Source organism: Flavobacterium sp. HSC-61S13, from assembly GCF_024171535.1.
In the GTDB taxonomy this organism is placed as follows: Bacteria; Bacteroidota; Bacteroidia; order Flavobacteriales; family Flavobacteriaceae; genus Flavobacterium.
Window position 1 is genome coordinate 150,216 of the sequence record NZ_JALJZV010000004.1, and the last position, 24,952, is coordinate 175,167.

General features: G+C 36.9%; 23 protein-coding genes and 1 pseudogene. 15 read left to right on the forward strand and 9 right to left on the reverse strand.

Annotated elements, in window-relative coordinates; genetic code table 11:
- Positions 1 to 15: 15 nt before the first annotated feature.
- Both L1275_RS05625 and L1275_RS05630 read right to left on the reverse strand, forming a co-directional pair.
- Positions 16 to 1,590 (reverse strand): peptide MFS transporter, encoded by a 1,575-nt coding sequence (locus L1275_RS05625; RefSeq protein WP_253470681.1) that lies wholly within the window; start codon positions 1,588 to 1,590, stop codon positions 16 to 18.
- Between the two features lie 24 nt (positions 1,591 to 1,614).
- Complete coding sequence (locus L1275_RS05630; RefSeq protein ID WP_253470683.1) at positions 1,615 to 3,786, reverse strand: S9 family peptidase; 2,172 nt, start codon at positions 3,784 to 3,786, stop codon at positions 1,615 to 1,617.
- A 231-nt stretch (positions 3,787 to 4,017) separates the two neighbouring features.
- On the opposite strand from L1275_RS05630, the gene L1275_RS05635 reads away from it, so the two are divergent.
- Together L1275_RS05635 and L1275_RS05640 are read left to right on the forward strand one after the other, a co-directional pair.
- Positions 4,018 to 5,334 (forward strand): hydroxymethylglutaryl-CoA reductase, degradative, encoded by a 1,317-nt coding sequence (locus tag L1275_RS05635; protein ID WP_253470686.1) that lies wholly within the window; start codon positions 4,018 to 4,020, stop codon positions 5,332 to 5,334.
- A 3-nt stretch (positions 5,335 to 5,337) separates the two neighbouring features.
- Complete coding sequence (locus L1275_RS05640) at positions 5,338 to 6,255, forward strand: GYDIA family GHMP kinase (protein WP_253470687.1); 918 nt, start codon at positions 5,338 to 5,340, stop codon at positions 6,253 to 6,255.
- On the opposite strand, the gene L1275_RS05645 is transcribed toward L1275_RS05640, so the two are convergent.
- On the reverse strand, positions 6,250 to 6,795 hold the full coding sequence (locus L1275_RS05645) for a hypothetical protein (protein ID WP_253470689.1): 546 nt from the start codon (positions 6,793 to 6,795) through the stop codon (positions 6,250 to 6,252). The genes L1275_RS05640 and L1275_RS05645 overlap by 6 nt on opposite strands.
- 281 nt (positions 6,796 to 7,076) lie before the next feature.
- Here L1275_RS05645 and L1275_RS05650 point away from each other — a divergent pair, with 281 nt between their 5' ends.
- Complete coding sequence (locus L1275_RS05650; protein ID WP_253470691.1) at positions 7,077 to 8,306, forward strand: NAD(P)/FAD-dependent oxidoreductase; 1,230 nt, start codon at positions 7,077 to 7,079, stop codon at positions 8,304 to 8,306.
- 67 nt (positions 8,307 to 8,373) lie between these two features.
- Here the strand turns inward: L1275_RS05650 and L1275_RS05655 are convergent, their stop codons facing one another.
- Entirely contained in the window at positions 8,374 to 8,850 is a 477-nt protein-coding gene (locus L1275_RS05655) for a TspO/MBR family protein (protein WP_253470693.1), read from the reverse strand.
- A gap of 119 nt (positions 8,851 to 8,969) precedes the next feature.
- Here L1275_RS05655 and L1275_RS05660 point away from each other — a divergent pair, with 119 nt between their 5' ends.
- The 4 genes from L1275_RS05660 (at position 8,970) to L1275_RS05675 (ending at position 12,790) form a co-directional block, all read left to right on the forward strand.
- Positions 8,970 to 10,049, forward strand: a complete 1,080-nt coding sequence (locus L1275_RS05660; RefSeq protein WP_253470695.1) for a diphosphomevalonate/mevalonate 3,5-bisphosphate decarboxylase family protein — start codon at positions 8,970 to 8,972, stop codon at positions 10,047 to 10,049.
- A 316-nt stretch (positions 10,050 to 10,365) separates the two neighbouring features.
- On the forward strand, positions 10,366 to 10,728 hold the full coding sequence (locus L1275_RS05665; RefSeq protein WP_253470697.1) for a hypothetical protein: 363 nt from the start codon (positions 10,366 to 10,368) through the stop codon (positions 10,726 to 10,728).
- Between the two features lie 23 nt (positions 10,729 to 10,751).
- On the forward strand, positions 10,752 to 11,345 hold the full coding sequence (locus tag L1275_RS05670) for a penicillin-binding protein activator LpoB (RefSeq protein WP_219292536.1): 594 nt from the start codon (positions 10,752 to 10,754) through the stop codon (positions 11,343 to 11,345).
- Between the two features lie 11 nt (positions 11,346 to 11,356).
- On the forward strand, positions 11,357 to 12,790 hold the full coding sequence (locus L1275_RS05675; RefSeq protein ID WP_253470699.1) for a COG3014 family protein: 1,434 nt from the start codon (positions 11,357 to 11,359) through the stop codon (positions 12,788 to 12,790).
- A 176-nt stretch (positions 12,791 to 12,966) separates the two neighbouring features.
- Here the strand turns inward: L1275_RS05675 and L1275_RS05680 are convergent, their stop codons facing one another.
- The 3 genes from L1275_RS05680 to L1275_RS05690 form a co-directional block, all read right to left on the reverse strand.
- Complete coding sequence (locus L1275_RS05680) at positions 12,967 to 13,602, reverse strand: carbonic anhydrase (protein ID WP_253470701.1); 636 nt, start codon at positions 13,600 to 13,602, stop codon at positions 12,967 to 12,969.
- Positions 13,603 to 13,604: 2 nt separating this feature from the next.
- The gene (locus L1275_RS05685) at positions 13,605 to 15,167 is read right to left on the reverse strand and encodes a SulP family inorganic anion transporter (RefSeq protein WP_253470703.1); all 1,563 of its coding nucleotides are present in this window, start codon (positions 15,165 to 15,167) and stop codon (positions 13,605 to 13,607) included.
- 71 nt (positions 15,168 to 15,238) lie between these two features.
- Positions 15,239 to 15,538: a hypothetical protein gene (locus L1275_RS05690; protein WP_253470705.1), complete on the reverse strand. Its 300-nt coding sequence runs from the start codon at positions 15,536 to 15,538 to the stop codon at positions 15,239 to 15,241.
- Between the two features lie 190 nt (positions 15,539 to 15,728).
- On the opposite strand from L1275_RS05690, the pseudogene L1275_RS05695 reads away from it, so the two are divergent.
- The 5 genes and pseudogenes from L1275_RS05695 to L1275_RS05715 form a co-directional block, all read left to right on the forward strand.
- Positions 15,729 to 15,872 (forward strand): annotated as a pseudogene (locus tag L1275_RS05695) (cysteine-rich CWC family protein); the annotation flags it as partial.
- A gap of 24 nt (positions 15,873 to 15,896) precedes the next feature.
- On the forward strand, positions 15,897 to 16,079 hold the full coding sequence (locus tag L1275_RS05700; protein WP_253470879.1) for a DUF5522 domain-containing protein: 183 nt from the start codon (positions 15,897 to 15,899) through the stop codon (positions 16,077 to 16,079).
- 70 nt (positions 16,080 to 16,149) lie between these two features.
- Positions 16,150 to 17,088, forward strand: a complete 939-nt coding sequence (locus tag L1275_RS05705) for a mevalonate kinase (RefSeq protein ID WP_253470707.1) — start codon at positions 16,150 to 16,152, stop codon at positions 17,086 to 17,088.
- A gap of 55 nt (positions 17,089 to 17,143) precedes the next feature.
- The gene (locus tag L1275_RS05710) at positions 17,144 to 18,064 is read left to right on the forward strand and encodes a geranylgeranylglycerol-phosphate geranylgeranyltransferase (protein ID WP_253470709.1); all 921 of its coding nucleotides are present in this window, start codon (positions 17,144 to 17,146) and stop codon (positions 18,062 to 18,064) included.
- Between the two features lie 91 nt (positions 18,065 to 18,155).
- The gene (locus L1275_RS05715; RefSeq protein ID WP_253470711.1) at positions 18,156 to 19,028 is read left to right on the forward strand and encodes a pseudouridine synthase; all 873 of its coding nucleotides are present in this window, start codon (positions 18,156 to 18,158) and stop codon (positions 19,026 to 19,028) included.
- 80 nt (positions 19,029 to 19,108) lie between these two features.
- Here L1275_RS05715 and L1275_RS05720 read toward each other — a convergent pair whose 3' ends face one another.
- Together L1275_RS05720 and L1275_RS05725 are read right to left on the reverse strand one after the other, a co-directional pair.
- Positions 19,109 to 21,232: a M3 family metallopeptidase gene (locus tag L1275_RS05720; RefSeq protein ID WP_253470713.1), complete on the reverse strand. Its 2,124-nt coding sequence runs from the start codon at positions 21,230 to 21,232 to the stop codon at positions 19,109 to 19,111.
- Positions 21,233 to 21,274: 42 nt separating this feature from the next.
- Positions 21,275 to 22,870 carry a hypothetical protein gene (locus L1275_RS05725; RefSeq protein WP_253470715.1) on the reverse strand — a complete coding sequence of 532 codons (1,596 nt, stop codon included), beginning with the start codon at positions 22,868 to 22,870 and terminating at the stop codon, positions 21,275 to 21,277.
- Between the two features lie 619 nt (positions 22,871 to 23,489).
- Here L1275_RS05725 and L1275_RS05735 point away from each other — a divergent pair.
- The 3 genes from L1275_RS05735 to L1275_RS05745 are packed head-to-tail and all read left to right on the forward strand — an operon-like array spanning position 23,490 to position 24,928.
- Positions 23,490 to 23,768, forward strand: a complete 279-nt coding sequence (locus L1275_RS05735) for a hypothetical protein (RefSeq protein ID WP_253470718.1) — start codon at positions 23,490 to 23,492, stop codon at positions 23,766 to 23,768.
- 3 nt (positions 23,769 to 23,771) lie between these two features.
- Complete coding sequence (locus L1275_RS05740; protein ID WP_253470721.1) at positions 23,772 to 24,305, forward strand: hypothetical protein; 534 nt, start codon at positions 23,772 to 23,774, stop codon at positions 24,303 to 24,305.
- Positions 24,306 to 24,316: 11 nt separating this feature from the next.
- Positions 24,317 to 24,928, forward strand: a complete 612-nt coding sequence (locus tag L1275_RS05745; RefSeq protein WP_253470723.1) for a hypothetical protein — start codon at positions 24,317 to 24,319, stop codon at positions 24,926 to 24,928.
- Positions 24,929 to 24,952 lie beyond the last annotated feature (24 nt).

Below are 24,952 nucleotides of genomic sequence, written 5' to 3' on the forward strand. Positions count from 1 at the left end.
GTTATTTTTATTGGATTAACGAATTCCGTGCATTAATTTTTTCAGTATCGGAGATAGAGCAATCAATACCAAACCAGCTGCGGCAGGCAATATGGCAAATATTCCGAAGAAATAAGATATGGAATGTTCGGCACTGATCTTATCGATAAGCGATCCCGACAATCCAGCTAGTCCATTGGCAATAGCCGATGCACAGAACCATAATCCGAAGATTAAACCCAATAAGTTCTTAGGCGAAAGTTTGCTTACATAAGACAAACCTACAGGAGACAAGCACAATTCACCAGTCGTGTGAAAGAAGTATGCCAGTACCAACCACAACATACTCACTGAAGCTGCAGCGGCACCTTGAGGAATATCTTGAGATCCGTAGGCCAATACCGCAAAACCAATACCTACTAAGATTAATCCTAAAGCGAATTTAATAGGTCCTGAAGGATTCCATACTTTTTCCCATACTTTACTGAAAGTAGAAGCTAAGGTTATAATAAAGAAGGAGTTTAATATTTGAAACCAAGAAGCGGTTATTTCCGTTTCTAAAGCGTTAAATTCTCTAGTGATTTTCCAAATTCCCAATGCCCATACCAAAATAAATGAAATCGCAGTGAAAATGATGGTAACCGGATATTTGGTATATATTTTTTTAGCTAATCCAACCAATACCCAAGTGATGATCACCAATGGGAATAAGGTTAAAAGTGCATCGACCCATTTGAAAATAGTTCCTGCAGACCCCTCTAAAACACGTTGGGTATAGTCTTTAGCGAAGATACTCATAGAACCCCCTGCTTGTTCAAAGGATAAGAAAAAGAAAATACTGAAAAACATTAAAACACCCACAACGATCAAACGATCTCTTTTGACGTTCGACGGAATAGCTTCTTCTTCTTTTTCAATACCTTTACTAATAGCTTCTCTCTTTTCTTTTGGCGACTCACCAATAGTTCCGAATAGTTTTGTAGCAAAATAGAATTGCAACATTCCAAAGAACATAAAGATTCCCGCTAAACCAAATCCATAATGCCAGCCTACTTTTTCACCGATATAACCACATAATAACATTCCTAAGAACGCCCCTGCATTAATACCCATATAAAAGATCGTATAACCCGCGTCTTTTTTAGCGCTGCTATCCGGATAAAGCTGACCGACCATAGAGGAGATATTCGGTTTAAATAAACCGTTTCCTAAAATCATAAATAGCAATCCTACATAAAAGAAATTCTGATTGATGCCTTCCAATGCCATGGCGGCATGTCCTAAAGTCATAATCAAAGCTCCTAATACAATGGCCTTCTTAAAACCCGTTAGCTTATCGGCAATAATTCCCCCTAATAAAGGCGTGAAATAAACCAACATCGTATAAAGTCCAAAAAGTTGCATAGCGTCTTCACGGGACCATTCCCAGCCGCCATCCAATACTTTACTAATCAAAAATATGGTTAGTAATGCGCGCATTCCATAGTAGCTAAAACGCTCCCACATTTCGGTAAAGAACAATACAAATAGTCCGGCTGGATGGCCCATTACCATTTGATCTCCAATACCTTGTTTGTTTAAATGTGCGATGAGCTTTTTATTTTCTTCCATGTTGTTGTTCTTAAGTTTGTAAGCTTATAAATTGTTTAGTAAAAAGTTGGTCATTTTCGTGTACAGTTGCAAACGTGTTGCTCCACCATAAATTCCGTGATTCTTGTCTGGATAAATCAGCCAATCAAATTCTTTGTTCTCTTGAACGAGTGCCTCAATCATCACCATCGTATTTTGCACGTGTACATTATCATCTGCGCTACCGTGAATCAAAAGGTATTTACCCTTGAGTTGATCGGCGAAGAAAATCGGAGAGTTCTGGTCATAACCCGCTTCATTTTCTTGTGGTGTTTTTAAATAACGTTCGGTATAGATGGTGTCGTAAAAACGCCAATTTGTAACCGGTGCTACTGCAATGGCAGTTTTAAAAACATCGGCACCTTTTAGAATACAATTTGTTGACATAAAGCCTCCAAAACTCCATCCCCAGATTCCAATTCTTGAGGGGTCAATATAGTTAAAATTTCCTAAATATTTAGCAGCTATTATTTGGTCTTCTACTTCTAGTTTACCAAGCTGATTTTGAGTGGATTTCTTGAATTTTGCCCCTTTGAATCCGGTACCTCTTCCGTCAACGGCAACCACGATATAGTCGTTTTGTGTTAACATAGCATGCCAAAAGTCGTTAGAATCCCACCATTTGTCTGCGACTTGTTGTGAGCCAGGACCGCTATATTGGTACATCAATACCGGGTACTTTTTATCCGATTTAAAGTTTTTAGGCTTTAAAATCCAAGCATTCATCATTTCTCCATTTTCAGTCGGGATTTCGATGAATTCTTTTTTGGGAAGTTGGTATTCTTTTAATTTATTATCTAAAGCTTCGTTGCTTACTATCGTCTTGATAGTTTTTCCTTGCTTTGAATCCTTTAATGTGTAAATCGGTGCTTGTACACTAGATGAAAAAGTATTGATAAAAAGCTCAAAATTAGGACTGAATAAGGCCGAATTGGTGCCGGAGTCCGTTGTCAGTTGCAATTTGTTTTTACCGTTGAGCTGTATCGAAAAAACATCCCTTTTTGTACTGCCTTTCTCGACCGATTGGAAATAAATGGATTTTGATTTTTCATCATATCCGTAGTATTCGGTTACCTCCCAAGCTCCTTTAGTGACTTGCTGTAATAACTGTCCTGTTTTGGAATAGTGATAAATGTGGTTAAAACCATCTTTTTCGCTGGTCCAGATAAAACTGTTGTCCTTTAAGAAGGTCAAATTATCAGTTACATCGATATAAGCAGGATCAATCTCGTTTAAAACCACTTTTTTTGACGCATCGTTCGCGTTGATAAAAAGTAAATCTAAATTGTTTTGATGTCTGTTGATGATTTGAGCACTTAAATAGGACGAGTCATTGGTCCATTTAATTCTAGGGATATAAAAATCTTTATAATTGGAAAGATCTACGCTGGAGGTTGCTTTTGTTTTTACATCGTATAGATGTAAGGAAACCACTGCGTTTTTCTCTCCTGCCTTAGGGTATTTAAAGGCACTTTGAGTCGGATACAGTCCGGTTCCATAAATGTCCATCGAGTATTCCGGTACTGCTGTTTCGTCAAATTTGACATAAGCAATTTTAGTTCCGTCGTTATTCCAAGAGAACATACTAACTACGGCAAATTCCTCTTCATAAACCCAATCAGAAATACCGTTGATGATATGATTCTTTTGACCGTCTGTAGTTATAGTAGTTACCGCTTTAGTAGCGATGGTATAGTGATAAAGGTTGTTGTTGTGAGCAAATGCAATTTGTTTTCCATCATTTGAAAAAGCGGGTTCCTGAATGGGGAAATCTGCAACTCTTTGTATTTTCGAACTAGCGATATCAAATAGGTAATAGTCTGCCGTAAATGACCTTCTAAAGATGGCCGTGGAATTGGTTGCTATTAAAATTTGTTTTTCGTCTGCACTGAAATTATAAGAATCAATGCTCTTGATCTCAGGAAACAGTGCTGTGTCAAACAGCGTACTTACTTTTTTTAAAGTCGCGAAGTCATAAAGATTGATTTGGGAACTGCCAGATTGGGCGTTGCGTTCTACCAAAGAATACTGATTGGTATTCTTCATAGAATTCACCGAGACCATTCTCTGAGCTTGAAAAGATCCATTCCAAATTTCATTTAAGGAAATTTGTTTTTGGCCAAAAGCGACATTTAAGGCGATCAGACAAAATAAAAGCGTAGTATGTATTTTATTCATTATAATTTACTGTCAAAAAAACTTCCAATTTTAGTGAAAAAATATGAGCCCTGCCAACTTTTTTTTTGAATTAACCAAAAATAGTGTAAAACTGCCGCTTCTTCATCGCTTTTCTTCGATTAAAATTATATTAAATGTTTTTTTTGAGAGTATTCTAAGGTATTTAGATGTTCGTTCCAATTTTTAATGCCGAGGTAAACGCTTATATTTGCAGTAACTAATAAGAAGAAGATGGCTTCAAGTATCAAGGGATTTTCAAAATGGACTAAAGAAGAGAAATTGCAATGGCTTGCGAAAACGTATTTCTCTGAATCAGAGGAGGTCATTCAGTTGATTAAAACATATTGGAATTCCGATGAGGATTTGCAGAAATTGCACGATGAATTTATTGAGAATACCCTAACCAATTTTTATTTGCCTTTTGGTGTGGCTCCAAATTTTTTGATAAATGGGCAGTCCTATACACTGCCGATGGTTATCGAAGAAAGTTCGGTAGTGGCAGCAGCGGCAAAAGCCGCAAAATTCTGGTCAGAACGCGGTGGATTTACCGCAGAAGTTCTCAATACAGAGAAAATTGGGCAAGTACACTTTACTTATAAAGGTAATGCTGAAAAATTGGAACGATTTATTGATGCAATTCAAGATCAATTTTATTCCGATACAGAAGCGCTTACTCAGAATATGAGAAAGCGTGGGGGTGGAATTTTAAAAATTGAGTTGAGGAATAAGACGCAACTACTCGAAAATTATTACCAACTGCATGTTACTTTTGATACGAAAGACAGCATGGGGGCCAACTTCATCAACAGTTGTTTGGAGCAAATCGCATCTACACTTAAACTTGCCGTTTTGCAGTATGAGCCTTTTACAGCAGAAGAAAAGGAATTGGAGGTGGTGATGAGTATACTGTCTAATTATGTGCCGAATTGTGTTGTTCGCGCAAGTGTAAGCTGTGCGGTTGCCGATTTGGCTTCAGCTGAGATTACCAATCCGCAGGAGTTTGTAGACAAATTTGTTCAAGCCGTTCGCATTGCTGAAGTCGAACCCTTTAGAGCGGTAACGCATAATAAGGGAATTATGAACGGTGTTGATGCCTTGGTATTGGCGACGGGTAATGATTTTAGAGCTGTGGAAGCCGGGGTGCATGCTTACGCTTCGAAAGAGGGGACTTATTCGAGTTTGTCACATGCTAAAGTAGAGAACGGAATTTTTACTTTTTGGGTTGACTTGCCTTTGGCATTAGGAACAGTAGGTGGATTAACCTCTTTACATCCAATGGTTAAAGTGGCTTTGAAATTATTGGGTAATCCCAATGCAGAAACCCTGATGCAAATTGTAGCAGTGGCCGGATTGGCGCAAAATTTTGGTGCTTTGAAATCATTGACTACAACGGGTATTCAACAGGGACATATGAAAATGCATTTAAAAAACATCCTCAATCAGTTTGAGGCTACCGATGATGAAAGGAAAAATGCGATTTTACATTTTGAAAAAAACATCGTTTCTCATAGTGCAGTAGTAGAATTGCTGGAAAGCCTTAGAAAGTAATTGATGGAAAATCGACGTTTTTATAGCCATGGAAAACTGCTGATTACAGGAGAATATTTGGTGTTAGATGGCGCTCAAGCCTTGGCTTTACCGACTAAGTATGGTCAGGATATGCAGGTGTCTCTTTGTGAAAAACCGGCGATTATTTGGCGGTCCATGGAAGTTGATGGTACGGTGTGGATGGAAGAACGTTTTTCTGTTAATCGGATTGTTGATGGTGGTATCGAAAATAGCGACTCGGATTATTTAAAAACCCTATTGCGTATACTGGGTGCTGCTGCAAAAGCAAATCCCCATTTCTTTAAATCTTCCCAGGGATATTGTATAGAAACACGACTTGAGTTTCCAAGGTTATGGGGCTTAGGAACTTCTTCAACTCTGATTAATAATATTGCCCAGTGGGTGGGTATCGACGCTTTTCAACTGCTTGAAGATTCTTTCGGCGGCAGTGGTTACGATATTGCTTGCGCACAGCATGATACGGCTGTGTTATATACCAAAACGGCCTGCGGTCCTCTAGTGGAGGCTGTGGAATTAAAACCGGTTTTTTCTCAGTATCTGTACTTTGTTTATCTCAATCAAAAACAGAGCAGTAAAGACGGCATTGCTCGGTATCGGAATTTTTCAGGGGATATAACCTCTAAACGGGATGAGATAAATGCGATTACCAAACGCTTACTTCAGGTTACTGAGCTCGATGAATTGGAATTGTTGCTGGAGCAACACGAAACGATCATTGCTTCTGTCATCGGTATGCCCAAGATAAAAGATTTGAAATTCCCCGATTTTCCTGGAGCGATTAAAAGCTTGGGTGCCTGGGGAGGCGACTTTGTTTTGGTGACAGCTAAAAAAAATCCCCAAGCTTATTTTAAAGCTAAGGGATTTGAAACAGTTTTGTCTTACGACTCGATGATTTTATAATACGGGACGCAAGGTGTTGCTAAACGTAATGCGAAACGGTACTTCTTTATCCGCATTGTTTTTCATAACGTAAATAAATTTAAACATTTTGAGGTGGTTGCTCTCTATAGTCAAGCTTTTTCCGGTGTAATTATCATATAAAGTCAGGTCTTGTGAGTTGTCTACACGAACAGACTTCGCGATACCCGTTTTTAAATCCGACATGGTCATTCCGTTAAAGTAGTTTTTTTCATCTCCTTTGATACGGATGTTTTCTCCCTTATATCCCTTGGTCAAAATCAGCACGGAATATTGCGGATCAGTCGCTTTCATTCCTCGTAGATAATTCTCTTTTGTCTTTTCGGAAACGGATCTAAAATCATCGCGTACTTGTGCGTAATCCGGAAGATCAATCACATCTTTTTCTTCGGGTAAACGATCCTCTTCTTTAATTTTTTCTATGGTCTCTTCAATGGTTTCTTCCGTTTTACTAAAGATGGGTTTTACCGTTTTACACATCGAAAAGAAAACGATGATCAAGAGAAAAGTAAATTTTTTCATATGTAGATTTAATTTATGCATGCAGCTCATTTCGTATCGCCTTGATTATTTTGGTGTTTGCTTGTTAACTCTTTTTAAAAGCGATTTCATCAATCGGTTTTTTTAAAGTCAAGTCATTATAGCGTTGCCTTGTCCGTCATAGACGCTTTTTGCCAGCGGTAGCAATTTTTTAATTTTGAATGAATTTGATAAATGCTTAAAGTACTTATCTTTGTCGTAAAGATAAATTTTTTTCGAGAGAATTAAAAGTTATACTTTTTAAAACTCAAAAACAAGCGGTATTGAAGAATTACGATGTATTAATAGTGGGTGGTGGTGCCGCAGGTTTTTTTACAGCTATTAATTTAGCGGAAAAAAATAAAGGAATAAAAATAGCGATTCTAGAAAGGGGAAAAGAAGTTTTGTCGAAAGTTCGTATTTCGGGTGGAGGTCGATGTAATGTGACTCACGCTTGTTTTGATCCCAAAGAATTGACTGAATTTTATCCGCGCGGATCCAAAGAGTTACGCGGTCCATTTAATCAATTTTGTACCGGTGATACCATAGAGTGGTTTGAAAAGAAAGGCGTTACTTTAAAAATCGAAGAAGACGGACGGATGTTTCCAGATACCGATTCTTCGGAAACCATCATCGATTGTTTTTTAAAGGCTACTGCGGAATTGAATATCGATATATTAACGGGATATAGCGTTCAAACTGTTTTTCAAAAAGATAATAGTTGGAAGATAGATACCAATCAAGGGGCTTTTGAAGCTAATTGTTTGGTGTTTACAACGGGTAGTAATCCTAAGATATGGAGTTTATTGGCTGAACAAGGACATCAGATTGTCGAACCGGTCGCTTCGTTGTTTACCTTTAATATTAAAGACAAAAGATTGGTTGACTTAATGGGAATTTCCGCTGCTGCTACGGTTAAGGTGAAGGGATTGAAGTTGGAGGCAACGGGACCTTTGTTGATTACGCATTGGGGGCTTAGTGGGCCGGGAATCTTGAGGTTGTCAGCATGGGGTGCCAGAGAATTGGCAGCCAGAAGTTATCAATTTCACATACAGGTGAATTGGTTGACCGATGACTTTAGCGTTGAAGATGCCGAACAAAAGCTCGCTGAAATCAAACAGGATAATTCGAAAAAGATCGTTGCGAAAAAATCCCCGTTTGATTTTCCGAATCGTCTTTGGGAACGTTTGGTATTGGCGGCAGGGATTGCGGAAGAAGCCAAATGGGCTGATATAAATAAGAAGGAATTGCAGGCTTTGGCTCTTCAATTGACAAGTTCTGAATTTCAAGTCAATGGTAAAAGCACTTTTAAAGAGGAGTTTGTTACGGCAGGTGGAATTGATTTAAAAGAGGTCAATTTTAAAACGATGGAGAGCAAACTTTTAAAAAATGTTTTCTTTGCCGGAGAGATTTTAAATATAGATGCGATTACTGGAGGGTTTAACTTTCAAAATGCTTGGACGACTGGATTTATTGCAGCTACTGCAATTTCAGAGCGTATAAATCAAAAATAGTATAAGGTGTTAAATGAATATATAAAAGCAAAGGTTAAGTATGTACTTAACCTTTGCTTTTTTGGTATTAGGGATTTAATGTCCAAATGCTGTAATTGAGTATTGCTGCAAAACTGAGCCATAATATATAAGGTATCAATAAATAGGAGGCTAAAGGTGTTATTTTGTAAAATTGACGACAGGTCAATATAACGAAAAGCAATAGTAAAAGCAATTCGAAAAAGGCGATTCTTGGGTTTTGCATTCCGAAAAACAATATAGACCATAAAGCGTTTAATGCCAATTGAATTCCAAATAGAATCAAGGCTTTTTTAACCAAGTTTTCCTTAGTCGCAAAATGGTTCCAGACCATCCCTGCTGCGATTCCCATCAGGATGTAGAGTATAGGCCACACAATTGGAAATACGTAATTAGGCGGATTAAAAGACGGTTTCGCAATTAACGGATACCAAGTGCTTAAACTGCTTCGCGTAACGATACTCGACAAATAACCAACACCGGAACAAACCAGTATACCCAAGGTAATCTTTATTATTTTTTTCATCTCAGTAGCTTTATAAGTTCGGAATCTATCTTAAAAAATTATCTTTGTATTTATAAGGTGTAAAAAAGACTGATTAAGAATTTTTACTCGGTATTAGTTGTATAAAAATAAGCAAAAACATGGGGCAAGAAAAATTTATATTTGAGTTTAGTGGAAAGAAAGTAGAAAAGGGGACTTTTCAGTGGAGCGCACCGAGCAATATTGCTTTGGTCAAATACTGGGGAAAAAAAGAACATCAGATTCCAGCGAATCCATCTTTGAGTTTTACTTTGACCAATTGTAAGACGATTACCAAGCTCGATTTTCAATTAAAAGAAGCCTCGGGAATCAGTTTTGATTTGTTTTTTGACGGGCAACCCAAGGAAGAATTTAAGCCGAAAATCCAAAAATTTTTAGAGCGCATTGTGAACTATTGTCCTTATATTAATGATTATCATTTTATAATACATACCGAAAATACCTTTCCGCATAGTTCGGGTATCGCTTCTTCCGCATCGGGTATGGCTGCTTTAGCGGTCAATTTGATGCAATTAGAGCAGACTTTAAATCCACAGATGACTGTCGCGTATTTTGATCAAAAAGCTTCATTCTTGGCTCGTTTGGGCTCTGGAAGTGCTTGTAGAAGTATCTCTGGTGAGGCGGTAGTTTGGGGAACTCATCCCGAAATTGCCGGTAGCTCTGATTATTTCGGTGTGCCTTTTGATGCGCCACTCCATCCGATTTTCCAAGATTATCAAGATGTGATTTTATTGGTAGATAAAGGAGAAAAGAAAGTTTCTAGCACCGTAGGACATGATCTGATGCACAACCACCCATTTGCACAACAGCGCTTTGAGCAGGCTCCTGTGAATTTGTCTAAATTAAAGTTGGCCTTGGAGACCGGTGATTTGGAAACTTTTATCGCCATAGTTGAAAGTGAGGCATTGACCTTGCATGCGATGATGATGACTTCGATGCCTTATTTTATTTTGATGAAACCGAATACTTTGCAAATAATTGAACAGATCTGGAGTTATAGAAGTCAATTTAAAGTGCCCTTGTGTTTTACATTAGACGCTGGTGCCAATGTTCATCTATTATTTCCGAAGAAAGATCGCGAGAAGGTGCTGGAATTTGTTGAAAACACCTTAGCTCCTTTATGTCAAAATGGGCATTATATAGTGGATGAAATGGGCTCTGGGGCCCAAAAAATGATGTAATCTCTATTTTATTGACCGCTAAAGAAGCATTGTTGTTTTTTAAATTAAAAGTGGTATTCTTTTTGTATTACTATATAATAGAAGGTTGGCAATTTTATCATTTTATTTTATTAAATTTGAGAGAGTGCCATAAGGAACCTACGGGTATTTCGCTTTACATAATAAAGCGTTTGCTGGCAGGGTGTTGATTTGAAAGCGACAGTTTTATAATGGTTAATTAGTCGTTGTCTGCTCAAAGATTATGGGCATTTTTTGCAAGTCAATTCCTTTGTGATAAAATGTTAGCCTATAAGGTTAATGAAAATATTATTTAGATATGAAACAGTTATTAAAAATTCTCGTTTTTTCTGTTACCGTCTTAAGTACAGTTTCTTTATTCGCTCAAGTAGCGGATCAAAATCCTAATTTTAGAGAAAGTCAGGATAAATATTTGCGCATCAACGATAGTCTTGCGGAGACCTTGGGTACTACAGTACAACAGACCTATAAAGCGCGAGATTGGTATGATGAAAGAGAAGAGCGCAAAGCGTTAAGACGAACTCGAAATCATGAGGCTCGAATGAATCGTACTTATTATTCGGATTATAATTCACCGTATTATTATAATTCGTGGAACAGTTGGAGAAGGTATGTTCCTAATATTGGCTTTAGATCAGGAGATTTTTGGTTTTCATTTTAAAAATTTAATTTATAAATAAGATTATGCAGTTAAAACGTATCGCAATAGCAGCACTTATGGTTGCTTCAGGTGTATTTATCTCTTCCTGTGGAAGACAAGTTACGCGAGTTAGTACAGAAGAAACCATTGATATTAGTGGGCGCTGGAACAATACTGACTCTAGAGAGGTAGCTGAGGAAATGACGAATAAAATCTTAAATGATCCGTGGATTGGCAACCATACCGAAGAACATCAAGGTAAGAAGCCGGTGGTGATTGTCGGGATGGTATTGAATAAAAGTCATGAACACATCGATGCAGAAACTTTTGTAAAAGATGTGGAGCGTACTTTTATACAATCACAACGCGTGCGTTTGGTGCAGGGAGGAAAGAAAAGAGAAGAATTGCGTGCAGAAAAAGCAGATCAGCAAACCAATGCATCGATTTCAACCATGAAGAAATTCGGATTGGAAAATGGAGCGGATTATATTTTACAGGGTTCTATAAATTCAATAGTAGATTCACATAAAAAGAAAAAAGTAGTGTATTATCAGGTCGATTTAGAATTGACAAATATTCAAACCGGTGAAGTGGTTTGGATTGGAGATAAAAAAATAGCAAAATACGTTAAAAACTAAACCTCATTTCAATGATTATTCATCGAGGCTTAGCTATGATTATGAGAACATCAACACTGTTAGTGTTGATGTTTTTCGTATTTAGTTGTGCCACCTACCACGATCGTATTACGGAATATTATAAGGAAGTCGCTTCTGGAGATATGTCTCAGGCTGATAAAGCATTAGAGAAAAACGCCTTACTGAAAAAACCGCGTAACAAGTTGTTGTATCTGATGGAAAAAGGGCGTGTGGCTCATTTAAACGGCGATTATGTCAATAGTAATCGGTATTTTAATGAAGCGGATCTTCTAATTGAAGTGGGATTAAAAAGCAATACAGATGCTTTGGTAGGAGCTGTGCTTAATCCGATGTCTCAAAATTATAAAGGAGAGGATTTTGAAATCTTTATGTTGCACTATTACAAGGCCTTGAATTATCTGTATTTAGGACAGAGTCAAGAGGCTATAGTCGAAGCTAGACGGATCAGTTTGCAGAATCAGACACAGGGCGATAAGTTTAACGATAAGGATAGCCGATATTCCAAAGATGCCTTTTCATTGATTCTTCAGGGATTGATTTACGAACAAGATAAGGACTATAACAATGCTTTTATCGCATATAGAAATGCGGTAGAAGTTTTTCAAAGTATGCCGGATCAAACGTATTATGGCGTTGTACTGCCTGAAAATCTAAAATATGATGTGATGCGTGCGGCTTCAAAAGTTGGTTTTACCAGCGAACTTCAAAAATTTGAAAAACAGTTTAATTTGACTTTTAAAGATTATGATGCTGGAGCGGCAGGAGAAGTGGTGGTTTTTTGGGAAAATGGAATAGCGCCGGTGAAAATTCAGAAAGATTTGGTTTTTACTTTGGTTAAGGGATCTAACGGCAGTATGTTTTTTACGGATGTCGCTGGGGGATTAATCATTCCGTTTGATTTTAGTATTGGAGGTGGTGGATCTAGTTTGGATGCTGTTCACAGTTTGAGAGTGGCCTATCCGGAATACATCTCTCGAGTACCACTATATCATTCGGCAAAAATCACTTCAGTAGAAGGACAAACCTTTAGTTTTGAAAAAGTAGAGGATATCGATCAATTGGCTATTCAGACGTTGAAAGAACGTTTTGGAAAAGAAATGGGGCAGGTATTGACACGTTTGGCTATAAAAAAAGGAGCAGAATACGCTTTGAGTTCTTCAGCAAAATCCTCTGACGGTAATAATGCTGTTTTGGAAGGATTGGGGATTGGTATGCAATTGTTTAACATGATTTCAGAAAAAGCCGATACCAGAAACTGGCAAACCTTACCTTCCCAAATCAATTATGTTCGCGTTCCATTAAAAGCTGGAACCAATGTCATTGAAATTGACTTAAAAAAGAATACCGGGGAATTGGTTAAGGATCAAATAAAAATTGAAGCTAATGGGCAATTGCAATTCTATAATTATACTACTTTAAAGTAAGAAATTTAGCGTGCAGTCGTCTTGTACACGCAAAAGTAAACGATATAAAAAAGGGGTTATCTGTACAGATAACCCCTTTTTTTATTGACGGTTTTTTTAAGTAGAACCATTTCGTCAGACTTGTTTAGCTAGGAAACGGTATTTCATACGCGTCAGGTCCAAACTTCAAATCGGATTTAAATAAACTTCTGAGTAAGTATTTCTACTTTTCCACTCGATACATCATAGTGAGCACCAACAATTCCGATGCGGTCTTGTTCCAGCAAGGATTTTAATACCTCACTTTGTCTTGGAATCGCTCTTACAGACTGAATTATATGTTCTTTGGTGACTTCAGAGATTAATTCTTTTTCTGAATATTCTTCCCATTCCTCGCGTTGTTTGATCGTTTCGAGTGCAGGACTAATTTTAGCAAGAACATTGGTTAGTTTTCCTAATTTTTTCTCTTGGCAAGCACCTGTGATAGCACCACATTGGCTGTGTCCTAGAACGAGAATTAATTTGGTTCCGACTAATTTACAGGCGTATTCAAGACTTCCAATGACTTCGTCTGTTACGATATTACCAGCGATTCGGATACTAAATATATCTCCAATTCCTTGGTCAAAAATGTGTTCAATAGGTGTACGGCTGTCCATGCAGCTCAATACTATGGCATGGGGGTGTTGTCCGTTTTTGGTTTCTTCGATCTGACTTAAGAAGTTACGATTGAATTTTAAGTTGTTTACAAATCGATTATTACCTTCAATTAATATGTTTAAACTTTCTACTGGTGTTGTATTTGCTAATATTTCTGCTGTTATGGTATTCATAATTATATGGATTTTCTGTGTTGAAGAATAATGGATTGGTTTGCTGTTTCGTTGTTGAATTTCTTGTGGAAGCCACTGATTTGAACTTCGATATTCTTTTCTTTTGCATGGGCATTGATAAAGTCCTCGATCAATTCCACAATATCGATGTGGATGTAAACCGATTGTTTGGCATCAATGTAAGCAACAGAGTTTTTTGGCAAGCTGTGTAAACGGGTTTTAATCGCAGACTTATTAAGAAAAGAAACCTCTTCTGCCAGTTTAATATGGTGAAAAACAGGGGTGTCTAAATCGTGCCTCTTTTCGTATTTGAATGCTTTTTTTAAGTTTCCAAACAAAAGGAAAGCAACGCTGGTTGCGAGTCCTACAGCAACACCGATTAAAAGGTCTGATAATACTACCATAGAAAAAGTGGCAACAAATGGTACAAATTGGGTATATCCCTTTTTCCAAAAGTGTACAAACAATACGGGTTTGGCTAATTTATATCCGACCAATACCAATACGGCTGCTAATGTCGCTAGCGGAATTAAATTCAGCACAAACGGTATGGCTAAGATGGCTAATAGTAAAAAAACTCCGTGTATGATTGTGCTGGTTTTGTAGACTCCTCCTGCATTGATATTGGCAGACGATCGAACGACCACTGATGTCATTGGTATACCGCCAATTAAGGCGCTCAAAACATTCCCAATTCCTTGCGCTTTTAACTCTCTATTGGTGTCGGTATTTCGTTTGAGTGGATCTAAACGATCCGATGCTTCAATACATAATAGGGTTTCTATGGAAGCAACTAGTGCAATGGTACAACCGATAATCCATACAGCTGGATTTAAAAAACCACTCCAATCGGGTAGTACTAGTATATTGGCAAGTTCCGAAGCATTTTGAAATGTCGGAATCGAAACCAGGTTAGAACCGCTAATAGCAAAACTCGAGTTGGTTTGTATCCAGATAAAGTTAATCAAGATAGCTACTGCAACAGCTACTAAGGCTCCAGGCAACATTTTGATTTTCTTTAAAAAGGGGTTTCGCTCCCAAAAGAGTAAGATACCCAAGGAAATCAAAGTAAGGATCACAGCGCCAAAATGAATTTGCTGTAGAATACTACCCTCGTTTCCTTGAAATAGTGTGGATAGGGTTGTTACTCCGAATATTAACGGGATTTGTTTGATAATAATAATGACACCTATTCCGGCCAACATGCCTTCAATGACATTACTTGGAAAGAAATTGGCAATAGTACCCGAACGTAAATAACCTAGTATGACTTGAAGTACTCCGGCTATAATACCTGCGCACAAAAACAATTGGAACGAACCCAAATCGGTAATGGCACTTAGTATAATAGCAGATAAACCTGCGGCGGGTCCGGTAACGCTGATATTGGAATTGCTTAAAAATCCAACAACGATACCGCCTATAATTCCGCTAATAATTCCTGCAATTGGAGGTGCACCCGATGCTAAAGCAATTCCCAAACAAAGGGGTAGGGCCACTAAAAAAACGACAAGCCCGGGTGCAAAACTGGTTTTCAGTTTTGTAAATATATGTGTGTTATTCATTTTTTTTAGATAAAATTTGACAATAGGGGGCGTACAAATGAAATTTGTAGCTGTTATTTTGCAGTCAAAGTTTATGCTAAGTCTGGAGGCGGATCGGGGATTTCGCGGCTATCTACACGTGGTAATCGATCGTTAATGGTGTCGAATGCTGTAGATTTTGCAGAAGCAATACGATCTAGAGTTAGATCGGATAAGTGATCCAATATATTAAAAGGATGATGCTCTTCTTCGCTATTGGTAATTGGTTTTTTATTCTCTTCGGAAATACTGATTGTAGGTATGTTTAGGTCAATATCAAACGCAACCGCAATGGTAGGCAGTGCGAGGAAATTGATAAAGAAACCTAAAACGAGTATACTCAGTATTTTCATAGGGTGTAAAAATAATTTTTTCAGCGCTTTTTCTCTTTTTTTTCTTGTTAAACTTAAATTAAATTTATTAGTACTACTTTTGAGGGACTTTTTGGTGAGCCAGAATCACCATCGGAATGTTGAAAAGTTTTATGCTGAGGTATTAATGCAATATACTTGCAGTTGATTTGAAAATTAAAGACCGTATCCCTTGAAACCACAAATTTGTACCCATTGTAAAGAGCCCATTGTTTGTAGCGCTGAAGACATTCAAAATTGCGACTGCCAGAAATTGGAATTACGCCCCGAAACCATTGCTTTTTTAGGCACAACTTTTCATAAGTGTTTATGCAATAATTGCCTTAAAAAGTTTGATGAAATGATCGCCTTTTCATTGGTAAATGATTTTCCAAAACGCCGTAGTGAGATGGTAGAAGGGATTCACTATTATATTGAAAACGAATATTTTGTATTTACAGAACAATATCATCTGATGAAGGGACAATGTTGTCAAAATGGCTGTAGACACTGTGTATATGGATTCAAAAATCAGTTTTTATAAAAATCAGCTAATAAAGTAATTATCAGTTAAAAAATCCGTATTTTTGTACTCAAATATTACTTTTACTGCTATGAAAGGACCATTATTTTATTCGAAAATATTATTATTTGGAGAGTATGGAATTATAAAAGATTCCAAAGGACTTTCCATTCCTTATAACTTCTATAAGGGAGCTTTAAAAATGGGTGATTCTCCAACAGAGGAAACCCAGAAATCCAATGAAAGTTTACGCAATTTTGCAGCTTATTTAGAAGATATGCAAGAGAGTAAACCAGAGTTAGTGGTTTTCAACCTTCAAGATATGCATAGTGATATTGCTGATGGGCTTTACTTTGACTCTAGTATTCCGCAAGGTTATGGAGTTGGAAGTAGTGGCGCTTTGGTCGCTGCTATCTATGACCGTTATGCACAAGATAAGATTACGGTGTTGGAAAACTTAACCCGTGAGAAATTATTACAACTCAAAACCGTATTTGCAGAAATGGAATCTTTTTTCCATGGAACAAGTTCGGGTTTAGATCCGTTGAATAGTTATTTGAGTTTGCCGATTTTGATCAACTCCAAAGATAACGTAGAACCTACCGGACTTCCTTCTCAAAGTACACAAGGGAAAGGAGCAGTGTTTCTATTGGATTCAGGAATCGTTGGTGAAACTGCGCCGATGATTACTATTTTTATGGAGAGTTTAAAAGATCAAGGTTTTAGAAAAATGTTGAAAAATCAATTTGTAAAATATACAGATGCCTGTGTAGAAAGTTTTTTACACGGCGATATGAAAGCGCTTTTCTCGAATACAAAAAAATTATCTAAAACGGTATTGAATAACTTTAAACCGATGATACCAGAACAATTTCATCAGATTTGGGCACAAGGTATCGAATCAAATGACTATTATTTGAAATTGTGCGGATCTGGCGGCGGAGGTTATATACTCGGTTTTACGGAAGATTTAGAAAAGGCGAAAGCTTCGTTAAAAGATTACGAGTTAGAAGTGGTGTATCAATTTTAATTTTTCTTTATTTATTAACCTTAACCTTCGCTAAAGGCGAATAAAAAATAAACTCATGCTTTCAAGGAAGACAAAATTGATATTGATGAAAATATTCAGTTTCTTTTCTGTGATTCGTGGGTATAATATATTTGTTATCGTCGTAGCGCAATATCTGGCATCGATATTTATTTTGGCTCCAGAGAAACGGGCTTTAGATGTATTGTTGGATCCTCAATTGTTTCTTATTATTTTTTGTTCAACCCTTGCTATAGCTTCGGGCTATATCATCAATAATTTCTACGACAAAGAAAAAGATCTAATCAATAGACCCAAAAAAACCATGTTGGATAGGCTGGTTAGTCAGAAGACCAAGTTACGGGTGTATTTCTTTCTTAATTTTGTATCTGTTTGCCTAGTCACAGTAGTGTCATTGCATGCGGGACTTTTTTTTTCTTTTTATATTTTTCTACTGTGGTTTTATTCTCATAAGCTCAAACGTTATCCGATCATCGGTAATCTAACGGCTTCTTTTTTAGTGATCCTGCCTTTTTTTGGAATTTTAATGTATTTCCAAAACTACTATGAAGCGATATTTTTACATGCGTTATTTCTGTATCTGATTGTATTAATTCGCGAAATTGTCAAGGATATGGAAAACATCAAAGGTGACTTGGCCAATGGATATCAAACTTTTCCGGTGCGCTTTGGTGAGAATACCGCCAAAAGGGTGATTACTTATCTGGTTATTCTAACGGTCATTCCGGTTTATTTTTTAATCGAGGAGCATCATGTGGGTTATATGAGTATTTACTTTTATTTCAGCTTGATCATTTTGTTGTTTTTTACGTTTAAACTGTGGAAATCCCAAACGATATTCCAATATCATCAGTTGCATATCAGCTTAAAACTGTTGATTCTGCTCGGTGTTTTTTCGATTGTTCTGATCAATCCGAGTGTAGTGATTAATGGGAAACAACTCTTTAACGGATTGTAAAGCAGTGCAGTGTAAAAAATTTTATCGCAATTCGCGAAAAAACTAATTAATAGTAGTCTATTTAAATGGTATCTTTGCAAAAATAAGTAATATGAATAACGGTAAGGGAAGCGATAAAAACGCTAAGAAAAGCTCTAGTAAGAATAAGCCAAAGGGGAAAACTTTTAAAAAGGATGTTAAGAAATCAACATTCGTTAGTGCGAAACCGGTGGTTGAAAGAAAACCTAAACAGAAGAAAGTCACTTCTTTAGATGAAGATAGTATCCGATTAAATAAATATATTTCAAACTCAGGAGTTTGCTCAAGAAGAGAAGCAGACATCTACATTGTTTCTGGTAACGTAAAGGTTAACGGAGAAGTAATTGTAGAAATGGGGTTCCAAGTTAAGCCGGGCGATGTCGTTAATTTTGATGGTGCAGTAATCAATCCGGAGAAAAAAGTCTATGTATTGTTGAATAAACCTAAGGGGTTTTCAACGATAACTGAAGAAATCGTTAGTCCAGAGAATGTATTGACTTTGGTAAAAGGAGCTTCAAAAAGCATGTTGAGTCCGATTGGTAGAATGGACAAAACTACTTTAGGATTGCTGTTGTTTACCAACGATACAGAGATGATCCAGAAGTTTACAACAGCCAACCAACGTTCTTCTAAAATGTATCAAGTTTCTTTAGATAAAAATCTAAAATTTGAAGATTTAGAAAAATTGGAAAAAGGATTGACTTTGGATGGTCATAAAGTGTATATCGAAGAGATTAACTATGTAGACGATCAACCTAAAACGGAAATTGGAATCAAATTAAAAGCGACCAATGTAAAAACGGTACGTAATTTATTTGAATCATTAAGTTATAATGTATTGAAAGTAGACCGAGTGGTATTTGCTGGGTTAACTAAGTTCAACCTACCGAGAGGAAAATGGAGAACTTTAACTACTCAAGAAATCATCAACTTGAAAAACGCATAAAACAAAAAACTCGTTAGTATTCACTAACGAGTTTTTTTGTTTGATATAAATCGGCATTCTTGTTAATCATCTAAAGACGATTAAAGTCCTCTTTTTGCCAGTAGGGCTTTGGGATTGGGTTCATGCCCTCTAAAATTGAAATACAATTTTAAAGGATCTTCGGTACCGCCTTTTTCCAAGATGTTTTTTCTAAAACTTTGCGCCGTTTTAGCGTCAAAAAGACCGTTGGATTTAAAAGCTTCAAACGCATCTGAATCCAATACTTCAGACCAGATATAACTGTAATAACCCGACGCATAACCTCCAGCAAACAAATGCATAAAATAGGTGCTGCGGTATCGAGGAATGATGGCGTTGGTCAATTTTAACTGTTGTGTCAGTTTGGACTCAAAAGCATTGACATCTTCGTCTATCTCTTGTGTTTGTGTATGGTATTTCATATCCAATAAAGACGCTGCTAAATACTCTGTAGTAGCAAATCCCTGATTAAAAGTCTGTGCCTTTTGAAGTTTCTCTATCAAGGCAGTAGGAATGCTTTCACCGGTTTTGTAATGCTTGGCAAATTGTTTTAATACGCTGGGTTGTGCTGCCCAGTTCTCTAAAATCTGCGAAGGCAATTCAACAAAATCTCTAGGCACATTAGTGCCGGCAAGACTTCTGTAGTTCACATTGGACAATAAGCCGTGTAAAGCATGTCCAAACTCGTGAAAAACCGTGGTGGTTTCCTCAAACGTCAGTAGTGCAGGGGCGTTGTCGGTTGATTTGGAAAAATTGCAAACGATAGAGATGATTGGAGCAATTCGCTTTCCGTCGCGGGTTTGTTGTTTGCGGAACGACGTCATCCAGGCACCTCCTTTTTTGTTTGATCTCGCGAAGAAATCTAGGTATAAAATACCCACTAGAGTTCCATCTTTTTCAGTGACCTGCCAAGTTGTAACATCTTTATGATATTTCGGAAGTTCGGGCAAGGCTGTAAACTGTAGACCATAAAGTTTGGTTGCCACGTCAAAAACACCCTGCTGTACTTGTGGTAAACTCAAATACGGTTTAAGGGCATTCTCATCGAAGTCAAAACGGGATTTACGGATTTTTTCAGTATAAAAGCGCCAATCATAAGGTTGCACATTGCCAGTGATACCGTCTTGATGCAGTAACTTCTGAATATCTTGTTCCTCTTGATTCGTTTTTACTTGAGCCGCATTCCATAACTTATCCAGTAATTGATAAACCGTTTCTGGATTCTTAGCCATGTTTTCCTCTAAGACATAAGAAGCGTGATTTTTATAACCCAATAATTGTGCGCGTTGCATTCTTAAATTGGCTAATTCGATTACCAGTTTCTTATTGTCGTATTTGTTATCTTGATTGGCTCGGTGTTGGTAAGCCTCCCAGATCGTTTTTCTCAATGTTCTATTTTCGGCATATTGAAGAAAGGGAATCACGCTACCGTGGTTTAAAGTGAATACCCATTTGTTTTCCTTACCGCGGGCTTTGGCTTCTGCGGCAGCGGCTTCCATAAGATCTTGAGGCAGTCCTGCCAAGTCTTTTTTATCGGATACCTCCAGGGCATAGGCATTGCTGTCGGCTAACAAATTGTCTCCAAATTGAAGAGAGGTTAGGGCGAGTTGCTGATTGATCGCGCGAAAATCCTTTTGTTCCTCTGTTTGTAGTAGAGCGCCATTTCGAACAAATTTTTTATAGGTTTTCTCTAATAAAGTGCGTTGCTCCTGATTTAGTTTTAGTGCTTCTTTGGCCTCCCATATCAATTGTATCCTTTTGAATAAATCGGCATTTAGATAGATGTTGTCTTGATGTTCGGACAATATCGGAGCCATTTTTATAGCCGTGGCTTGTAAATCATCGTTGGTGTTAGCGCTTAAAAGATTGTAGAACACCGATGAGATTCGATCTAATAACAGACCGCTGTTTTCGAAGGCGACTATCGTATTCTCAAAAGTGAGCTTGGACTTGGATTTGATGATGTCATCAATTTCTTCTTGTTGGTCTTTGATGCCTTCAGACAAGGCCGTTTCAAAATTTTTATTGTCAATTTCATCAAAAGGAGGGACTTCAAAAGGGGTTTCCCAAGTGGCCATAAGCGGATTGTTTTCTCCACTGCTGTAAGCGGTGTTTTCCCGTTTACACGACAAAGTACTAGCAGCAATGAGGGTTAATATTATAATAGAACGAAAGTTTGTATTCATCATCATTAGTTAGGTTATGTAAACTTATAAAAAAGAAAATGATTAATCTTTGTCCTTGGACTGCTGTTTGCTATTGGTTACTAAAAAAGTTTTCTTGAGCCCATCTGCGAGGCTGATCCACATATAATTAAAAAACGATTTTTCAGGATTTCGCAGTTGCTCTATTTCTGCCTCATTAAAGGTGTTGTCGGTGTCTTTACGCACAAATAAATTGCCAATTGCCGAAAGAAATTTGTTTTTCTTTTGCCCATTCTTTCGTAGAAATTCAATCTTAAAATCGTGGTATTTGATTTTAAAATCCCCTTTGGACTCCTTATTGTTGCCGTAAATATTAAAAAAAACTTGTTCTAGGGTTCCCGTAGTAGTAGCATTGATTTGCGGACGTAAAAAAGTATTGAGATTGGCTGTAGGCAATTGGTGAATACTGCCCGAAAAGGTAAATTGATCCGAGGTATTGTTAACGTCAAAGTCCCAATTTACTTGTAGTGATGCGTTATTCATAAATTTACTGTGTACCTTAATCTTGGTTTTCTTCTTTTTTTCCTTGGCGGCAATGCCGCTCAGTAGGTCGGTAATCTCGGCATTAAAAGCATCAAATGTAATATGGCTGGCTTCGGTATTGAAATCGATCTGCTCAATGTATTCGATGGCGCTATGTTTTATATTCACTGTGTCCAGAGCTAAATAGAAGTTGAGATCCCGTAGCTTTTTTGAAAACAACGGTTTGATTGAGGTGTCGTCAGCGACCGCTTTATTTCTATATACCACGGCATCTAAACTATCCAATAGTAAATTTGAAGCGGAAAATTCTAAGTGTTCCTTGTTCATAGTCCATTTGATCTTGCTCAAATGAAGTTGGGAATTTTTAACCTCAAATAAATCGGTCTCCTTATTTATTTTCTTTTGAAAGTCAGTGCGACTGTACAGCGGTTTTAGGTGGATGTTTTTTACGTCTAAATTATCTTTGTCCAAGGAAGTTTTTAAGGTGCTTATAGTATAAAAAGCATTGATTTTCGCATAGAGACTGTCATAATGGATTTGGTAGTTCTCAAATCGGAACGGTATTTTGTCTTTTAAGGACGTGGAATCAACGGCTAGATTATGCAGGTCAAAATTGAAATTTTGTAAATATACTAAACTGTTGATGCCTATGGAATCGCGTAATTGTATCGTACCTCCAGACAATTTCAAATGATCGATAGCGATCAAGTGTTCAAAAGGTTTTTTGGCAAGGGTATCCGAAGTTTTTGCAGCGCCTTTTTTTAATGTGATATGGGGGTTTTTAATATGAATTGCGTTTGCGGTAAACTTATTGCGGAATAAATCAAATAAGCCAATTCCCGAAATGTCAAGCTCCTCAATTTGAGTTTCAATAATGCTGAAACCGTTATTTAGGGTATCTGACTTTGGTTTAAATATCAGATTTTTAAACGATGCTGTGCGTGAAATTAAATTCATATCATAATCCGTATAACTGATGGAATAGGATAGATTTGGGTTTTCATTGACGGCAAGATTGAGCTTTTTTGCCGTCCAAGGTTTTATAAATAGCCAACCCAAGATAATTGTCAACAGCAAACAACCAACGATAGCTAAACCGATGTAGGCGGCAATTTTGATACTATTTTGCTTTTTCATAGGCTTGAATATTAAATGGAACAGACGCGGATTGTTCGTTTTGCTACCTCAATTTAAGCATTTTAATCTTTTTTACTGGTTTAAATTTGTAAATAAATCGAATAGACATCGAGTTACAGCTGATCTTGCCCCACAACAGCGGCGCTTTTTGTGTTTAGAAATTAGGTCAATACAAATTGTAATTCCGCTTCCAATTTCACCTCTTCACTAACGAGTGCACCACCGGTTTCCAAAGCGGAATTGCTATTTAAACACCAGTCTTTACGGTTGATTATTAGGATTGATTTTTTACTCGTATAAAAGAATTAAAAGTTGTTTGTTATTGACTCATGATAGAAGTTAAAGATGTATGATTGGATGTGTTATAGGTTTTTTAAGTGTTTTAATTGGAAGTTATTGAGTTTTTGATGTTGTTTTTTGTTAAAATATTGATTGAATTACATGTTGTTTTTTAAATTATTTTTGAGATTTTACATTATTTTTTAAAATTCAATAATTTTTGTTAAAAAAGTATTGAATTGTTTTATTTTTTGATTTAAAGTTAAAGTTTTGTGTTTTTTTGTTGGTTTAATACTGATTTTATATGTTTATATAATGTTAATTTTAAAATGTAAATATTATGAAAAAAATAATTGTTACAGTATTGATTTTCCCCTTGTTATTTTCTTGTGCAAATAACGATATGGAAATGGATAGTATTAAGGAGAGTAAGACTTCAAGGCACACAGAGACTGAGGAGGCGGTTAATTGGGATTTTGTTGCGGACAGACGAGCTGGTAGCGTTGTAGGTGCGGATCTTATTGGTGGAGTATTTGGTTTTTTAAAAGGAGGGTTTGTAGGTGCACTTTTGTGGGGAACATTGTCATCTGTAGCCCAATCTACGGTTAATGAGTTATAATCTTTGCCAGCGTATATTGGTAAGATAGAAGACGATTTTATTTTAAATAACCAAAATCCTTACGAATTTGTAGGATTATTTCATTACAAGGTTATTAATGAAGAATTAAGAAAATCGTATGGTTCTTACAAGAATATGGATGAGGTTTTATTTGAAAATCATTTTAATGACTTTGTAGCTTATAAAGATAGTCAAGCGGTTATTTATCCAGAATTAAATAGGGGTAATTATCCTTATGAGGATTATGAACAAGATTTTGATGCTTTTGTTACTTTCCACGACGGTGTTAAAGAGGAGTGGTTGTCGCAAGAAATGAATTCACATAGTTTAGAAGTATTGCAAAATTATTTCACTATTTTAGAAAAAAGTAAAAGTGTAAAAGACTTTGTTTATAAGTCATTAGACGCGGAGGAATTTTTATTGGCAGATACCACTTTAGATTTGACAGAAAAGAAGTTGCTTTTGTCGACCATGTCAACGGCTAGGATTGGTTTGCAATATTGGGGTTGGGTAATTCGAGAGTTAGATAAAGATTAATATTTAATGTTATGAATAAAGCACTGTATACTCTATTACTGAGCATGGGATTTTTTTCAACATTTGCCCAGGGAAAACCAGAATTTGGAATGACTTTATCTACTTATAGTGGGACAGCTGTATTGGAGCAAAAAGGGCAAGTTGATTTAAACGGCTTTGTACGCTATGGAGCCGAAGTGATGACTCGGTTGGTTTGGGCTGAGCAATGGGGTGTTTTTGCGGGTATCGGTACTCATGCCTTTTATGCCAACAAAACGCTTTCAGGTGAAACCATAAGTATAGCTAGCAATTATTTGGTGGTTCCTTTTGGGGTGAGTTATGGAATTCCGCTATTTAAAAGTGAAGAGCAAAAAACAGCACCGTTGTGGTTGCAAATTGATGTGGGAGCTCATGTTGGAAATTTGAGAAAGCATGAAGAAGATTCGGTGGATTACTCTTCTACTCAATCCAATTTGGGTTGGAATTTTGGAATCAACGGTAAACTTGGAATGGTTTATCAGTTCTATAATAAATTCAATTTCGGCTTAGGCTTGGTGGCCAAACGCGATTTGACCGATATAAAAGATCAAAAAATCACACAGTCCAATGCGCTATACGCGAGTTTGGGTTACCGATTTCGATAGGGTCATGGTATAAAAAAGCGTCGT

Coding starts and splice junctions, on each gene's coding strand:
- L1275_RS05715 (WP_253470711.1), top strand. CDS start 18,156: ATGAATAACGGTAAGGGAAGCGATAAAAACGCTAAGAAAAGCTCTAGT.
- L1275_RS05705 (WP_253470707.1), top strand. CDS start 16,150: ATGAAAGGACCATTATTTTATTCGAAAATATTATTATTTGGAGAGTAT.
- L1275_RS05635 (WP_253470686.1), top strand. CDS start 4,018: ATGGCTTCAAGTATCAAGGGATTTTCAAAATGGACTAAAGAAGAGAAA.
- L1275_RS05725 (WP_253470715.1), bottom strand. CDS start 22,870: ATGAAAAAGCAAAATAGTATCAAAATTGCCGCCTACATCGGTTTAGCT.
- L1275_RS05735 (WP_253470718.1), top strand. CDS start 23,490: ATGAAAAAAATAATTGTTACAGTATTGATTTTCCCCTTGTTATTTTCT.
- L1275_RS05630 (WP_253470683.1), bottom strand. CDS start 3,786: ATGAATAAAATACATACTACGCTTTTATTTTGTCTGATCGCCTTAAAT.
- L1275_RS05745 (WP_253470723.1), top strand. CDS start 24,317: ATGAATAAAGCACTGTATACTCTATTACTGAGCATGGGATTTTTTTCA.
- L1275_RS05710 (WP_253470709.1), top strand. CDS start 17,144: ATGCTTTCAAGGAAGACAAAATTGATATTGATGAAAATATTCAGTTTC.
- L1275_RS05690 (WP_253470705.1), bottom strand. CDS start 15,538: ATGAAAATACTGAGTATACTCGTTTTAGGTTTCTTTATCAATTTCCTC.
- L1275_RS05675 (WP_253470699.1), top strand. CDS start 11,357: ATGATTATTCATCGAGGCTTAGCTATGATTATGAGAACATCAACACTG.
- L1275_RS05660 (WP_253470695.1), top strand. CDS start 8,970: ATGGGGCAAGAAAAATTTATATTTGAGTTTAGTGGAAAGAAAGTAGAA.
- L1275_RS05625 (WP_253470681.1), bottom strand. CDS start 1,590: ATGGAAGAAAATAAAAAGCTCATCGCACATTTAAACAAACAAGGTATT.
- L1275_RS05655 (WP_253470693.1), bottom strand. CDS start 8,850: ATGAAAAAAATAATAAAGATTACCTTGGGTATACTGGTTTGTTCCGGT.
- L1275_RS05640 (WP_253470687.1), top strand. CDS start 5,338: ATGGAAAATCGACGTTTTTATAGCCATGGAAAACTGCTGATTACAGGA.
- L1275_RS05645 (WP_253470689.1), bottom strand. CDS start 6,795: ATGAAAAAATTTACTTTTCTCTTGATCATCGTTTTCTTTTCGATGTGT.
- L1275_RS05665 (WP_253470697.1), top strand. CDS start 10,366: ATGAAACAGTTATTAAAAATTCTCGTTTTTTCTGTTACCGTCTTAAGT.
- L1275_RS05720 (WP_253470713.1), bottom strand. CDS start 21,232: ATGAATACAAACTTTCGTTCTATTATAATATTAACCCTCATTGCTGCT.
- L1275_RS05700 (WP_253470879.1), top strand. CDS start 15,897: ATGATCGCCTTTTCATTGGTAAATGATTTTCCAAAACGCCGTAGTGAG.
- L1275_RS05670 (WP_219292536.1), top strand. CDS start 10,752: ATGCAGTTAAAACGTATCGCAATAGCAGCACTTATGGTTGCTTCAGGT.
- L1275_RS05685 (WP_253470703.1), bottom strand. CDS start 15,167: ATGAATAACACACATATATTTACAAAACTGAAAACCAGTTTTGCACCC.
- L1275_RS05680 (WP_253470701.1), bottom strand. CDS start 13,602: ATGAATACCATAACAGCAGAAATATTAGCAAATACAACACCAGTAGAA.